Origin of the sequence: Bacillus sp. REN16 (assembly GCF_020731355.1) — a bacterium.
In the GTDB taxonomy this organism is placed as follows: Bacteria; Bacillota; Bacilli; order Bacillales; family Bacillaceae_L; genus Ferdinandcohnia.
The window spans coordinates 1-388 of record NZ_JAJFZK010000067.1 but is presented as its reverse complement, the minus strand read 5'-3'; the positions used below and the strand labels follow the sequence as shown (position 1 = coordinate 388).

The following is a 388-nucleotide window of genomic DNA, read 5'->3' as shown; positions in this document are numbered from 1 at the left end:
TTGGAACAACTAAGGGATTTATATGATCGAAATGACTTAGCAATGATATTGATCGGAATGCCTGGAATTGAGAAAAGATTAGCTCGATATCCTCAACTTTATTCCAGAATTGGATTTGCCCATGAGTTTGATAAACTCAGTAAAGATGAAGCTCATCATATTTTGGAGTATAAATGGGAAGAGTTAGGACTTTCTATAAAACTTGAAGATTTTTCTGATTACGAAGCAATAACTAGTATTATTAAGATTACTGGAGGAAACTTCAGGCTTATACAAAGACTCTTCACCCAGATTGAAAGGATACTTGAAATTAATAATCTTGAAACCATTACAACAGAAGTTGTTGAAGCTGCACGAGACAGTTTAGTTATCGGAATCAAGTAATTAT

Annotated in this window: 1 pseudogene; it reads left to right on the top strand. The window is 33.2% G+C overall.

Going from position 1 to position 388, the window contains the following annotated elements:
- Positions 1 to 384: pseudogene (locus LKW28_RS22845) on the top strand (ATP-binding protein); the annotation flags it as partial.
- Positions 385 to 388 lie beyond the last annotated feature (4 nt).